This is a genomic window from Pseudomonas sp. RC4D1 (genome assembly GCF_018390395.1).
Taxonomy (GTDB): Bacteria; Pseudomonadota; Gammaproteobacteria; order Pseudomonadales; family Pseudomonadaceae; genus Aquipseudomonas; species Aquipseudomonas danubii.
This window is the reverse complement of record NZ_JAHBAW010000001.1, coordinates 792,266-805,270: the sequence shown is the minus strand read 5'-3', so window position 1 is coordinate 805,270 and position 13,005 is coordinate 792,266. Positions and strand designations below refer to the sequence as shown.

At 60.4% G+C, this 13,005-nt stretch carries 10 protein-coding genes; 1 reads left to right on the top strand and 9 read right to left on the bottom strand.

The window, feature by feature from the left end; all coding sequences use genetic code 11:
- Positions 1–174: 174 nt before the first annotated feature.
- A complete protein-coding gene (gene msbA / locus KHO49_RS03665) occupies positions 175–1,980 on the bottom strand; it encodes a lipid A export permease/ATP-binding protein MsbA (protein WP_102882032.1) in 1,806 nt (601 codons plus the stop codon).
- A gap of 156 nt (positions 1,981–2,136) precedes the next feature.
- On the opposite strand from msbA, the gene KHO49_RS03660 reads away from it, so the two are divergent.
- Positions 2,137–3,999 (top strand): O-antigen ligase family protein, encoded by a 1,863-nt coding sequence (locus tag KHO49_RS03660; RefSeq protein WP_213664636.1) that lies wholly within the window; start codon positions 2,137–2,139, stop codon positions 3,997–3,999.
- Between the two features lie 81 nt (positions 4,000–4,080).
- On the opposite strand, the gene KHO49_RS03655 is transcribed toward KHO49_RS03660, so the two are convergent.
- From KHO49_RS03655 to KHO49_RS03620, 8 genes are read right to left on the bottom strand one after another with little or no spacing between them, the layout of a single operon-like run.
- Positions 4,081–4,701 carry a CatB-related O-acetyltransferase gene (locus KHO49_RS03655; RefSeq protein WP_102862875.1) on the bottom strand — a complete coding sequence of 207 codons (621 nt, stop codon included), beginning with the start codon at positions 4,699–4,701 and terminating at the stop codon, positions 4,081–4,083.
- A 14-nt stretch (positions 4,702–4,715) separates the two neighbouring features.
- A complete protein-coding gene (locus KHO49_RS03650; RefSeq protein ID WP_213664635.1) occupies positions 4,716–5,600 on the bottom strand; it encodes a glycosyltransferase in 885 nt (294 codons plus the stop codon).
- A complete protein-coding gene (locus KHO49_RS03645; RefSeq protein WP_213664634.1) occupies positions 5,597–6,751 on the bottom strand; it encodes a glycosyltransferase in 1,155 nt (384 codons plus the stop codon). The genes KHO49_RS03650 and KHO49_RS03645 overlap by 4 nt, the downstream gene beginning before the upstream one ends.
- Positions 6,748–7,632, bottom strand: a complete 885-nt coding sequence (locus KHO49_RS03640; RefSeq protein WP_110650975.1) for a DUF6625 family protein — start codon at positions 7,630–7,632, stop codon at positions 6,748–6,750. The genes KHO49_RS03645 and KHO49_RS03640 overlap by 4 nt, the downstream gene beginning before the upstream one ends.
- 54 nt (positions 7,633–7,686) lie before the next feature.
- Positions 7,687–9,099, bottom strand: coding sequence for a PIG-L deacetylase family protein (locus KHO49_RS03635; RefSeq protein ID WP_213664633.1), 1,413 nt, complete (start codon positions 9,097–9,099; stop codon positions 7,687–7,689).
- 8 nt (positions 9,100–9,107) lie between these two features.
- Positions 9,108–10,004 (bottom strand): antimicrobial resistance protein Mig-14, encoded by an 897-nt coding sequence (locus KHO49_RS03630; RefSeq protein ID WP_213664632.1) that lies wholly within the window; start codon positions 10,002–10,004, stop codon positions 9,108–9,110.
- Positions 10,004–11,134 carry a glycosyltransferase gene (locus KHO49_RS03625; protein ID WP_213664631.1) on the bottom strand — a complete coding sequence of 377 codons (1,131 nt, stop codon included), beginning with the start codon at positions 11,132–11,134 and terminating at the stop codon, positions 10,004–10,006. Before KHO49_RS03625 ends, KHO49_RS03630 begins: the two co-directional genes overlap by 1 nt.
- The gene (locus KHO49_RS03620; RefSeq protein ID WP_102862868.1) at positions 11,118–12,875 is read right to left on the bottom strand and encodes a carbamoyltransferase family protein; all 1,758 of its coding nucleotides are present in this window, start codon (positions 12,873–12,875) and stop codon (positions 11,118–11,120) included. Before KHO49_RS03620 ends, KHO49_RS03625 begins: the two co-directional genes overlap by 17 nt.
- Positions 12,876–13,005 lie beyond the last annotated feature (130 nt).

Genomic DNA, 13,005 nt, shown 5'->3' with positions numbered 1-13,005 from the left:
GAAGGATGGCCCTCTCGATCCATTCGAAGATTCAGGCGGGAACCATAACAAGCGTGAAACGCAGAATTATTTAGCCTTGGTCAAGACTGTAAGACGGGCCATACAAATGATGCCAAGGTGCCTTGCACACCCTGGAGGCTCCGGGGAACGAGCGGGCTCGCTCCCCGGAAAGACTCAGGCGATCCCGGTGGGTGCGGGCTCTTCCAGACCCATGGCGTGCAACCGCGAGTAGTAGCCATTCTGGGCCAGCAACTGGGCGTGAGTGCCGCGCTCGACAATCCGTCCCTGATCCATGACCAGGATCATGTCCGCCTTCTCGATAGTGGACAGACGGTGCGCAATCACCAGGGTGGTACGTCCCTTCATGACCTTGTCCAGGGCAGCCTGGATATGCCGCTCGGACTCGGTGTCCAGGGCTGAGGTGGCCTCGTCGAGAATCAGCAGCGGAGCGTTCTTCAGCAAGGCCCTGGCAATCGCCAGGCGCTGACGCTGGCCACCCGAAAGCAGCACGCCGTTCTCCCCCACCTGAGTGTCGAGGCCTTCTGGCAACTGAGCGATGAAGTCCATGGCGTAGGCGTCGGCCGCGGCCTTTTCGATGTCCGCCCGCGGTGCCCCGGCCAGGTCGCCATAGGCAATGTTGTTGGCCACGGTGTCGCTGAACAGGGTGACGTGCTGGGTAACCTGGGCGATATGCCGACGCAGGTTCAGCAGGCGGTAATCCTCGACCTCGGTGCCGTCCAGAAGGATCTGGCCCTTGTCATGGTGATAGAAGCGCGGGATCAGGTTGGCCAGGGTCGACTTGCCGCTGCCGGAACGCCCCACCAGGGCGACCATTTTTCCGGGCTCGACGCTGAAGCTGATGTCGTCCAGCACCTGACGCTCGGTACCTGGATAGGTGAAGCTCAGGTTACGCACTTCCAGGTGTCCGCTGATGCTGGCGTGTTCCACCGTGCCACGATCGACCTCGGGCTCGACGTCCAACTGTTCGAAAATGCTTTCCGCGCCGGCCACGCCTTTCTGGATGGTGGAGCTGACTTCCGACAGCTGACGAATGGGCTTGGGCAGCAACCCGGCCATGGTGATGTAGGCCACCATTTCCCCCGCCGACGCATCGCCACGCAGATACAGGACCAGGAACATCAGCACCGCCATGGCGCTGTAGATCACCAGTTGCAGCAGCGGCGTGTAGATCGCGCCGGTGCGGGTCATGCGCAGTTGCTTGTCGGTGTTGCCCTGGCTGGCCGCCAGAAAGCGCTGCTGCTCATAGGTCTCGCCGCCAAAGCTGCGTACCACGCGATAGCCCTGGATGGTTTCCGAGGCAACGTGAGTCACGTCGCCCATGGCCACCTGGATCTTCTTGCTTTGCTTGCGGAATTTCTTGCTGGCGGTACGCACCATGATCGCAATCAGCGGCAGGATGGCAATCATCACCAGGGTCAGGCGCCAGTTCATCCACAACAGCGAGGCAAACAGGAAGATCACCGTCATGCCTTCGCGGATCACCACCTTGATCGCATCGGTCGCGGCCCCCGTAACCATGGTCACGTTGAACGTGATGCGCGAGATCAGGTGTCCCGAGTTGTGCTTGTCGAAGTAGCGGTTGGGCAGGGTCAACAGGTTGTTGAACAACTGCACCCGCAGGTCATGCACCAAGCCCAGGGAAACCTTGGCCAGGAAGTAGTTGCCCAAGTAGGAACCCAGGCCCTGCCAGGCAGCGATCAGCACGATCAACAGTGGCACCGCCTGCAGCAGCCGCATGTCTCGCAGGTAGGGCACAGTGGGAAACAGCGCAGCCTCGGGATTGGACAGGCCATCGACGAAATACTTGAGGATGTAGCCGAGCATGGGCTGGGTCGAAGCGAAGATCAGGAACCCGACGATGCTGATGAGAAACAGACCAATATAGGGCCGCACATAGCCAAGCAGACGGAAGTAGATTTTCAAGCTCGAAGGGCTTGCGCTGGGACTGGAGTCGGTCATATCACGGGAATGTCGTCAAAAAGGAGGCTGACTTTAGCACAGCTTGTTCGAGGTACCGGCACTCCCAAGGGACCGAGATTGTTCAGCTGACCAACGACACCACCTGGTATTAATCGCTATGATTGCCGGCTTAACTTCCGGGATGAACGTCTAAGCATGCAACCCAACGCTCTTCGCAACACGTCGAATCGAGTATTCGATTTCATTTGCCTGTGGATTCTGCCGCTAGGGTATCTATTGCTGCTCTGCGCGCTGTTTTTCCTCCCCGGCCGCAGTCAGTTGCACAAGCTGTACTACGGCCTGTTCAGCATCCCGACGCTGATTGCCCTGTGTACACGCCCCAGCGAACTGAAAGGACTGCTGCGCGAGCCTATCTTCATCGCCATGCTGCTGTTCTGTACCTGGGCCATCGTCAGCCTGGCCTGGAGCCCGCCGGTCGACAGCGTGCTAGGAGAGATCAAGACCCCTTTGCATACGCTGATGCTGTTCGCCGGCTGTACCCTGCTGGTGCGCTATCGCAATGACATAGTGCAGCCACTGATCTTCTGCGCGGCGATCGTTGCCCTGCTCGCCTCGATCTTCAACCTGTACGTCTTCGTTCGCTACCACACCCCCGATCTGCGCATGGTGGGTGCCGGAGCCTTTGACAATCCGCTGCTGAGCTCCCACGTCTTCGGGTTCTTCTGCGTCTACTGGCTGAGCCTGAGCATGACCTGTCGCCGCTACCAGATGCTCTGGCTGAGCATTCCGGCAATGGCCATCATGTTTGCCGCACTGATTGCCACCGGCTCCAGGACGCCCTTGGTGGCGCTGACCCTGGCCGCTCTCTGGCTGAGCTTCATCAGCTGGAACCGCCGCTCGTTGATGCTGCTTGCGGGCATGGCAGTAGGCGGCGCGGCGGTCCTGCTCCTGTTCTCGCAGATGCTTCTGGAGCGTGGCAGCTCTTCGCGCTTCGACCTCTGGCGCCTGGCGCTGGAGCAGATCGTCAATCATCCCTGGATCGGTCATGGCTATAACGCCAGCCTGTCCCTGGACCCGGGTATCGGCTTCCTCCTGGAAGAGCCACACAACTTCGCCCTGGGGGTTCTCTACTATGTGGGCATCTTCGGCCTGCTGCCGTGGCTGTTCATGCAGGCCTGGGCCCTGCTCAAGAGCTGGCAGCTTCGCGCCACACCCTTGCTGATCCTGGCTTCCAGCTGGTTGGTCTTTGGCATTGGCGCCGGCCTGACAGAAGGCGGCGGGATTCTTTCGCGTCCAAAGGAGCACTGGTTCCTGCTGTGGATCCCCCTGGCCATGATCGCCGCCCTGTGCATTCACCAGCGCGCCAAACGTTCGCCGCCTATGCAGGTAGCCTCGCTGAGCCCGGCCGCAGCCGAACAACTGCTCGCCAATGCCCAGGTCATCGAAGCCGATGGCCTGGGGCCCAAGGTCCTGCGTCTGGAGGATGGCAGTTTCTTCAAGCTGTTCCGCCCTCGTCGCTGGTACACCTCGGGAGGGTTCAACCCCTACTCCGAGCGCTTTGCCGCAAACAGCGAGCAACTGCGTGATCTGGGCATTACCACCCCGGTCATCCTGGGCCTGTACCGACTTGCCGACGGCAGCAACGCCGTGCGCTACCAGCCACTGCCTGGGCAAACCCTACGCCAGCGCCTGCAATTGGCAGGCTCGGCAGAAGAGCGCGCGCAGTTGATCAAGGACTTCGGTACGTTCATGGCTCGCCTGCATGAACAAGGGGTGTACTTTCGCTCGCTTCACCTGGCCAATGTGCTGGTCCTGGAGAACGGCGAATTCGGCCTGATCGATCTTGCCGATCTACGGGTTTACCCCTCCTCGCTGAGAACTTCACTGCGCCAGCGCAATCTGCGGCACATGCAGCGCTATAGCGAAGACAGTAACTGGCTGTTCCAGGAGCACCTGAATGCACTACAGGCGGGGTATGCGCTGCCTACCTCGATGTCCCGTGCAACCGGCCTGCTGAAGCAACTGCCTGCGAGCGACGAGCGCCAAGGCGCTCACTGAAACCCTGCACCCACATCTGCACCCTGACAGTCGCACAAGGCTGTCAGGGAATCAGGTCACAGGGGATTGAGCCGCTGAACGTCAGGCCTGACGCTGCCGGGCATAGGCCAGGAAGCCTTCGATATCATCACTGCACAGCTTGTCGGCAAGCCCGTGCAACTCGGCTTCCGGCCAGTCCCACCAGGCACTCTGCAACAACTGCTGGCGCTGTTCTTCGGGGAAGCGCCACCGCAGGAAGCGCGCCGGATTGCCACCGACCACCGCATAGGGCTCCACATCCTTGGTGACCAGAGCCCCCGCTGCGACAATCGCGCCATGGCCAATGGTCACACCGGACAACAGTGTGCTGTTGGAGCACAGCCATACATCACTGCCCACCCGCACATCGCCATTGGTGCCGGCGTAACCGCTGATATGCGCGGCCTGGGGCAGCATTGCGGGAAAGGGGTAGGTGCTGACCCAATCCGCACGGTGGTGACCACCAAGAAAAATCTGCACGCCTTCGGCGATCGAGCAGTAAGCACCGATGCTCAGGGTCGAACCTTCCTGCCAGTCATGCACCTCAGGCAAGCCATAACTGCCGCGGCCAATGCTGTAACCCGGATAACGCTGCTGGAAGCGCACCACGCCGCGTTCGATTTTCGGCAGTTTGCGGATCGCACGCTTGGCGCGCTTTTCAAGAAAGCGTTGAATCCAGCCCATGCTCCGGCGCCCCTTCAGTCTTTTTCCAGCGGCGAAAAATACAAGCGGCCCAGCCCACGCCAGGTTTTCTTGTTCCAGGCCTTGAACGGAATCTGCGCCAACAATTCGCGAGCCAGTTTCCGATCGCGATTGGACACCTTGAGGAACATCGAACTGAGGAACTTGTAGCGAACCTCCTCGTACAGCGGATGCTCACTGAACAGAGCGTAGGTGCGCAGGATGTTGTCGATCATGAAGCGGTGGTTCTTGTAGGAATTGGTGGCGTGCTTGCGATAACGCGCCATCACTACGTTCAAGCCGTCGATAAAGTAGCCCGCATGGGTGATCTTCAGCTCGATCAGCAAGTCCTCAAGGCGGATATTCGGGTCGAACCCACCGACCTTCTCCAGTGCCTCACGGCGAATCATCAACGTCGGCGCAGGCGGGTAAGGCTTGCGCTCAAGGAACATGTCATCGAAATCCAGACGCCGGAACGGTACATCACGGCGCTGGCGCTTTTCGGGAAACAGGTTGCCATCGCTGTCGATCAACTCGATATTGCCGGCGCAGATCCCGACCTCCGGCTTGCCGTCCAGGTATGCCACCTGAGTCGCGATACGCTCGGGCAGCATAATGTCGTCGGAGCCGAAGGGCACGATCAGGCTGCCCTTGGCCCGAGCGATGGCGCCATTGAGGGTATTGGTCAGTCCCTGATTCTGCTGAACGCGGAAGTCGAAACCATGCAACGCCTGCAGCCGCCGGATACGCTCGACGCTGTCATCGCTGGAACCGTCATCCACCACCAGCAGTTCGATGTTCGAATAGGTCTGGTTGAGCACGCTGAGAATGCTCTGCTCGATATAGGGTGCGTGGTTGTAGGAGGCGATGATTACCGTCACCACAGGTTGCTGGTCTGTCATTGCTGCCTCTTGCCCGCCTGACTCAATCCCGAGTCGATCAATTGCCGGTATTCCTCGCGGAACACCTCGATATCATGTTCTTTCTGCAGATAGCGGTACGCTTGCTGGCCCTTATCGGCCAACGCCTCATCGGAGAGCCCCAGGTAATTGTCCAATGCCGCCGTCAGCGCCGGCACATTGGCCGGCTCAACCGCCAGGCCACCGGCCCCTTCAATCAGCGGCAGCATGGCCGGTACATTGGAAGCGATCACCGGTAACTGCCCGCTCATGCCTTCCAGCAACGCCAGGCCCAAGCCTTCGGCCAATGACGGCATGGTCCAGATATCGAAGGCACGCACATACTGCAGTGCGTTCTCCTTGAAGCCCAGCAGGTGGGCCCGACCCTGCAGGCCCAGACGCTCGATCTCGGCGCGCAGATTGGCCTCTTCGCGCCCGGCGCCAATGATCGCCAACTGAGTCTGCGGGTACTTGTCCTTGAGCTGAGCAAATGCCTGCAGCAGGTAAGTGTGGCCCTTGACCGGCACCAGGCGCCCCAGCGCACCGATCAGGCGCACGGAAGGGTCCAGCCCCAACAACTCACGAGAGCGCTCGCGGGAGTGCTGCAAGGCTTCGGCCTGTTCGATATCGATGGCGTTGGTGATCGCCCAGGTGTTCTGGTCGGTGAAACCGCACTGGCAATCCAGCAGGTACTGCTTGACCGCGGGCGATACACCGACAAAACGCCAGTGCCGGTCGATCAGGCGCTGGGTCTGGCGCCGCCGGTAAAGCCGGTCGTACTCACCGAAACCATGGGAGATGCCAATGCACAGTGGGACCTTCAACCAACGGTTGAGGGTCAGCATCATGTTCACCGGCTTGAAGCGATTGCAGATCACCACATCGAACTTTTCCTTGCGGCAGAACTGATACAACCGCCACATGGCCCGCAGACGCATGCCTTTGAGGGCCTTGTCGGAAAACTCGAAATACACCGAATGATCGGCCCGGCTGACCGGATCAGCCAGCCCGGGTCGCCCGCGCAGGAAGGCCGCCGTCATCTCGTACCGGTCAGTCGGCAAGGCCTTGACGATCTGCTCCGCCAGGTCGGCGAAATCGTGGGATTTGACGTTGTAGTCCGGCTGCAATTGCAGGACCTTGAAGCGCTGACTCATAACTCTCCCCGGTGGAAACCTGTGGCATCGATGACCCAGGAAGACTCGCCGGCCAGGGCCTGGACCACCTTGGCATCCTGCTCAGGCAAATCCGACCACTCATTGCGCTTCCAACACACAAAGTGGAAATACGGAAAACTGCGGTCGCCGTCGCGGTCATTGGTCAGATGCCCATCCTTCCAGTACCAGCGCGTTGGAAAATCACGACTGCCGTCATGCCAGTCGATCACTCCGCCCGGCGTGCTGAACGCCTCAGTGAACTCACTGCGACGACGCCATGGATTGAACTTGCCCACCAGCTTGAACAGCGGCTTCGGGAAGTTCTTGCGCCAGAGAAAAATCCGACTGAACGCCCCTTCATCCAGTGCATGATGCTGCTGGTCGGTAAAGCGCGTCTGCCAATCCTTGATCTGCCTGAACAATTCAAGCTGGCGGGCGCTGTTGCGTATCAGGCACAAGTGCCCAGCGACGCGACGCTCGTGGGTGGAGAACAGGTCATACTTCGCCAGACGATCTGCGGTGAAGTAGGCCCGCAGGTCACCGTAGACCAGATCGATATCGCCGAAAGCCCAAAAGTCGTAGCCCTGCAGCCGATCAATATGGATATAACCCATTGCAGGCCTGATATCACAGAGCTTGTAAGCCGCATTGGGCGCAAAATCGATGTTCAGGCGCTGGGACACCAAGGCGCAATAATCAGCAAAGCTGATGCTTTCAAACTGGACGTTCGGCGGCAGATTATCCGGAATCCCACAATCGCTGAAAAACAACCAGTCAATATCCGGATTGCGTCGGCAGCTTTCGAGAAAAAACGGCAGCCAGAATGGCCAACGCCCGAAATAGGGCATGAGAAACAGGATTCGCGGGCGTGGATTGATCACAAAAGACTCGCTGTCAGGTTAGGGGCACAACAGATTCCTGTGTTTATGCCGGTTTTATCGCTGCCGCAACAGCCAGAACAGTTCGTGCCGCCGCACTGCCTTGCGAAAGAACTCATTCTCTCCCAGGGCCGAAGGCACTCTACTAGCCAGAAGCAATTGTATCGACCTGCGCAGGCGCCGCTTGAACGGCATTCTCGGCTGCAGGTCATGCATCATGCCCAAGGCCATGGCCTTGTCATATTGCTCAACCTGGGACAGTGGCAAACACCAGGGACGCAACACTGTCGTCGAATCGAACACCGGCGGCAAAGCAATGCCCGCACCCGAATCACCCATTGGCCAGCGGTCGTTGTCATGCAGGTGATTGGCATAGCCAAGCACGGTGGTCGGCTGCCAATCCAACCCCTCCAGCGCCTGCATTACCGCTGCCTGGGCACAGATATGGTCAGGATGAGGGTCCAGTGACGGATGGGGCAGCACCAGCACTTCGGGCCGCGCCTTGAGCAGCAGCTCGCGCAGATCAGCCAACAGGTTGTCCCAGGTCGGCAGCCCATCCCGATCGGCTGGTAGCGGGAACGGATTGAACTGGCGGAACAGGCGGATATCGCTCAACTGCGCCTCACGCGAGGCCACCGGCTGTTGCGGCGCGGCCTGCATGGCAGGCAGTTGCAGACAGAAGTACCCCAGCTGTACGCAGTGCGCTTCAGGCACTCCAGCCCAACGCGGCACCGCGATACTGTCCCAGGCTCGCAAACGGCCCTTGATTCGCGCTGCCTCGGCAGCGTTCATACCCATGGCCTGATAATGCTCGGCCTCGATTTCACCCGCTGTCAGGGTCACGATCCAGGCTTCGTCGGCCTGGCTGTACAAGCCAAAGGCTGCCAGTTCAGCATCGTCGGCATGGGGAGCAATCACCATCACTCGCTGGCGTCGGTAGTCGGGGTCGCGCCAGGCCATCAACTGCGGCTGGACCTGAATCCGACAGAATCGCCCACGCAATTGCAGCTCGCCGCCGAGCAGCGGGCCAGCCAGGCCGCTAAGGTTGAGATAACGCAGGCCATCGACGCCTCGCTCGAACGCCTGGCGATCGAGCGTCGGGCCGCCCAGCACTTCAATGGCCGGATCGAGAAAACGTCCGATCCAGGAACTCTTGACCTGCACCCCAAGAATCAGTGTCTCGTCCGCCGCCAGTTCCTGTACCGAGTCCAGCAGCAGGCGCCCCGCCTCCAGGCGCACTGCGAGCTGCCGAGCATCGCTGCCAAAGTCATAGCAGTAATCGTCCTTGGGCGAGTAGAACAGGTGATCGGCAAACCAGGCCTCATGGGCCAGCCAGCCAAGAACGGCCAGCAGCAGCGGCAACCACCAGGCCACCAGCACGCCAATCAACAGCAACAGCACCAGGCCCACCAACAGGGCGATTCGTTTATTGCGCCGGTGGCGCTTGAGCAGTTGCTGTTTGCGACTCATGAACGGCCTCACACCTGAAAAACCGGCACCGGATTGCACCAACGGTCCTTGTACTCACGGTCGGCGCGGCCAAAGGAGAAACGCAGCGGTTTATCCAGGGCCCGAGCCTGTTCCCAGGCACTCTGGGTGTTGAGGAAGCTCAGCACGCTCCCTGGACTGAACTCACGCGTCTGTGGGTCAACACCACCGTTGACATACTCCACGCTGATCCACTGCGGCGCTTCGACCCGGTAGATCAACTGCACGGCAATCGGCGCATCGTTGAGGAAAATCACCGAGCCGATCAGCAACTCGCGCAAGCGTTCCAACACCTCGGCCATGCGCTCGGCGCCAGTGGCCGCAAAGCCCCAGCGGCGCTGGAACAGGTCACAGTAGATGGCCGCCAGCTCAGCACTGGTGAAATCACTGACCGCACGCACCACCCCGCCCGCTTCTTCCAACAGACGCAGTTCGCGGCGCTGGTTGTAGCGAAACTTCTTCGACAGCTCTTCGGGGGTACGGGCCATGGCCAATTGTTCGACCTGAGGCTTGAGGGTGCTGAAGCGCCCTTCGTTAAGCGCAGACAGGTAACGCCCACGATGACGCAGTGGCACCTGAGCATTGGCCGCTGCCGGAAGGATCAACTCGGCATTGCCGATGTCGAACAGGCCCTTCTTGCCGGCTCGCTTGAGCACGTCCTTGGACAGCGCCAGGTCCCGCCCCCAGGTGGCAATGGCCGCCTGCAGATGGCCGTCCTGTTCCCAGGCCAGATAACGCACGGGAATCTGCGCCAGGTCCGCCAGTTGCTCCACCACCAACGGATGGGTCGCCACGCTGCCACCAAAGCGCTGCCAGGCATCGGCATAGGTCGACGCGTCAATGACTGACCAGCCACGTTCGCGCCAGCCTTGAAATCGATTGAGCATCAGCCCCTCGCGGTCAGATCGGTGACTTGCGGCAAACGCCAGAATACGTCCCGTACAGCACGGTCGGAGAAACGCTCGCGCAGGCGATCAAGCATCAACTCGGCACAGACCCGGCGCTGATGGTCATCCATCGCGGCCAGGTGCTGCAGCCCTTGAGCCATGTGCTCGGCGTCTCCCAGGGGGAACAGAATGCCCACACCCTCTACCACTTCCTTTGCACCGCCGCAGGCGGTGGCCAGCAAGGGCACACCGGCCGCCATGGCTTCCAGCAGGACCATGCCAAAGGGTTCGTGATCGGAGCTCAAGGCAAATACGTCGAACGCACGGAAATAGCGCCGAGCGTCCGGCACCTGCCCGAGGAACAGCACACGATCAGCCACGCCCAGTTCACGGGCCAGGGATTTCAAATCTTTCTCCAGGCGTCCGGTCCCCAGGATGGCCAGCTGACTCTGCTGCGGCAATTGCGGCACGGCGGCGGCAAAGCCCCGCAGCAAAGTGGCCTGATCCTTGTCCGGGTGCAGGCGTCCGACGTTGCCGACAATCCAGGCATCCGCGGACAGGCCCAGCTCGCTGCGGGCCTGGGCTGCGTCCAGCTGGCTGGCCTGCAAGGCTTCCAGGTCGATGCGGTTGTACAGGGTCTGGATGCGCGCCCCAGGCCATTTGGGCAGGCAGGCACGCATGTCGTCACGCACCGCATCAGAGACCCCCAACAGGCTCAGGCGCTTGCGAAACAGTCCAGCGAAGATCTGCCGGCTACGGCGCTTGTAGTCGGAAAAGGCGTGATGGACCCCCACTACCGGCAAGCGGGTGCCCAACAAAGCGATGTAGATCGGCTTGAAGCGGTGAGCGATGCAAAAGCTGAAATTGCGCGAGGCGGCAATCTTGCGCAGGTCACGAATGGCACCCAGCTTGAGGCCACGAATGGCCTTGGAGCTGTATTCCATGAACAGCACTTCATCGGACGCACAGCCGGCAGCCACTTCGGCATCGGCGGCCCCGGTGAGAAACACCGTGGTCACCCGATAGCCGCTGCCCGCGAACAAGTTGGCGTATTGCCGGGCGCAGTCCAGGAACGGCCCGTCATAGCCGTGGCAAAACTGCAGCACATGGCGTTCAGCCGAGCGTGTCATAAGGGTCCACGCCGTCTTTGACCACCAGAATGTCTTCCATGATCAGGTACTGCAGATCGGAACCGTAGAACATGTTCAGGGCATCGGTCGGCGAGCAGATCATTGGTTCGCCACGGCGGTTCAACGAGGTGTTCAGCGACACGCCGTTACCGGTCAGGACTTCCAACGCCTTCATCATGTCGTAGTAGCGCGGGTTGTATTCGCGCTTGAGCACCTGGGCCCGGGACGTGCCGTCTTCGTGAACCACTTCCGGCACCCGGGTCTTCCACTCTTCAGCCACTTCGAAGGTGAAGGTCATGAATGGCGCCGGATGGTCGACCTTGATCATCTGCGGACCGACGGTGTCGAGCATCGACGGGCAGAAAGGCCTCCAGCGCTCGCGGAACTTGATCTGCTCGTTGATCCGGTCGGCAACGCCCACGGCGCTCGGGCAACCAATGATCGAACGACCGCCCAAGGCCCGTGGACCAAACTCCATGCGGCCCTGGAACCAGGCCACCGGGTTGCCATCGACCATGATCTTGGCGATGCGTTCCGGGGTGTTGTCGATCTGCCGCCAAGCCGGTTTGTTCGGGTGACGGGCACAGGCTGCGATCACGTCTTCGTTGCTGTAGGACGGGCCGAGATAGACGTGTTCCATCTTCTCTACCGGCACCCCACGGGCATGGGAAACGTACGCAGCAGCGCCCACGGCGGTGCCGGCGTCGCCGGAAGCCGGCTGCACGAACAGCTCTTTGACTTCAGGACGGGCAATGATCTTCTGGTTCAGCTTGACGTTCAGCGCGCAGCCGCCGGCGAAAGCCAGCTTGCCGGTTTCCTTGAGGACGTCGCCCAGGTAGTGGTCGATCATCTGCAGGGCCAGTTTTTCGAACAGCGCCTGCATGCTCGCGGCGTAGTGGATGTAAGGCTCGTCGGCGATGTCGCCTTCGCGCTTGGGACCCAGCCACTCGATGAGTTTTGGCGAGAAGTAGAAACCCTTGCCCTTCTCTTTGTAGCGACGCAGGCCAATGACGTTGGCGTAGTCGGTGTTGATCACCAGTTCGCCGTTTTCAAAGCTGGCCAGACGCGAGAAATCGTACTTGCTGGCGTCGCCATAAGGCGCCATGCCCATGACCTTGAACTCGCCGTCGAGCATTTCGAAGCCGAGAAACTCGGTGATCGCGCCATAGAGGCCGCCCAGGGAGTCCGGATCGAAGAACTCCTTGATCTTGTGGATCTTGCCGTTTTCGCCGTAGCCGAAGAAGGTAGTGGCGTATTCGCCCTTGCCGTCGATGCCGAGAATCGCGGTCTTCTCCTTGAAGCCCGAGCAGTGGTAGGCACTGGAGGCGTGGGCCAGGTGGTGCTCCACCGGCTCGATCTTGACCTTTTTCGGGTCAAAACCCAGTTGCTCCAGGCACCAGACGATCTTCTTGCGATAGCGCTTGTAGCGACGGTTGCCCATCAGGATCGCGTCCAGGGCGCGGTCCGGGGCGTACCAGTAGCGCTTGGCGTAATGCCAGCGAGCCTTGCCGAACAGGCTGATCGGGGCAAACGGAATCGCTACCACGTCAACGTCGGAAGGCTTGATCCCGGCCTGTTCCAGGCAGAACTTCGCCGACTCGTAGGGCATGCGGTTCTTTGCATGCTTGTCGCGCACGAAACGCTCTTCTTCAGCGGCGGCAATCAGTTTGCCGTCGATGTACAGGGCTGCTGAAGGATCATGGCTAAGGGCGCCGGACAGGCCAAGAATCGTCAATGCCACAGGGGTCTAGCCTCGTTTAGTCTGCATGCGGGCGCAGTGCGCCTTGAAAATAAAGTGTGCTCGCAAAGGGGCGAGAAACAACGAAAGGGCGGGATTATAACGTAAAAGCAGGGGCAAGCCTCTAGCGGCA

Bases quoted from the DNA above. Each gene is read 5' to 3' on its own strand.
- msbA (WP_102882032.1), bottom strand. From the start codon at position 1,980: ATGACCGACTCCAGTCCCAGCGCAAGCCCTTCGAGCTTGAAAATCTAC.
- KHO49_RS03635 (WP_213664633.1), bottom strand. From the start codon at position 9,099: ATGAGTCGCAAACAGCAACTGCTCAAGCGCCACCGGCGCAATAAACGA.
- KHO49_RS03630 (WP_213664632.1), bottom strand. From the start codon at position 10,004: ATGCTCAATCGATTTCAAGGCTGGCGCGAACGTGGCTGGTCAGTCATT.
- KHO49_RS03645 (WP_213664634.1), bottom strand. From the start codon at position 6,751: ATGAGTCAGCGCTTCAAGGTCCTGCAATTGCAGCCGGACTACAACGTC.
- KHO49_RS03655 (WP_102862875.1), bottom strand. From the start codon at position 4,701: ATGGGCTGGATTCAACGCTTTCTTGAAAAGCGCGCCAAGCGTGCGATC.
- KHO49_RS03625 (WP_213664631.1), bottom strand. From the start codon at position 11,134: ATGACACGCTCGGCTGAACGCCATGTGCTGCAGTTTTGCCACGGCTAT.
- KHO49_RS03660 (WP_213664636.1), top strand. From the start codon at position 2,137: ATGCAACCCAACGCTCTTCGCAACACGTCGAATCGAGTATTCGATTTC.
- KHO49_RS03650 (WP_213664635.1), bottom strand. From the start codon at position 5,600: ATGACAGACCAGCAACCTGTGGTGACGGTAATCATCGCCTCCTACAAC.